Here is a 620-nt window from a genome sequence, read left to right on the forward strand (position 1 = left end):
CCCACCGCCCCGAACGGAACGGGCGCAGCAAGACCGTCCAGCAGGTAGATCCGCGTGTTCGCGATCGGTCGGCCAATCGGGACAATGGCTCCATCAAAGTCATCCAAGCAACTCCAGGTCGTCGCGCAGACCGTCGTTTCGGTAGGTCCATAGGCGTTGACAATAGATGCGGCAGGCAGCCGTCGGATGAGTTCAGCCTTCGGCAGCTCTCCAGCAAGAATGAGAGCTTGCAACGCAAAATATTCCACATTCCTGATTTCCTGAAGCAAGGCTGGAGGCAACGTCGCATGGGTGATGGCTTCGCTTCGCAGATAATCCGATAGCTTGGTACTCGCTTGACGGAGCTCATCCGCAGGCAAATGCAATACGGCTCCTGAGCCAAACGCCATAACAATTTCCCAGGCGCTGGCATCAAAACCAACGGAGGCAAACTGCACCACTCGGCTGTTTGAACAAACGCCAAAAAGCCCGATCTGAGCCAGCCCCAGATTGACCAATCCGCGATGCTCGACCATGACGCCCTTGGGCGTACCGGTTGATCCTGAGGTGTAGATCACATAGGCGAGGTGGCGCGAGGTCAGGCCGAGGGCGCGTGGGTCCGGATTGGATTCCGGCAGGTT

1 protein-coding gene is annotated in these 620 nt (G+C 57.7%); it reads right to left on the minus strand.

Going from position 1 to position 620, the window contains the following annotated elements; all coding sequences use genetic code 11:
• Window positions 1-620, minus strand: a 620-nt coding sequence (locus AC0L3A_RS40850) for an AMP-binding protein (protein WP_473256597.1), incomplete at both ends; no start/stop codon positions are given.

The organism is Bradyrhizobium sp. MI1.3, from assembly GCF_055811695.1.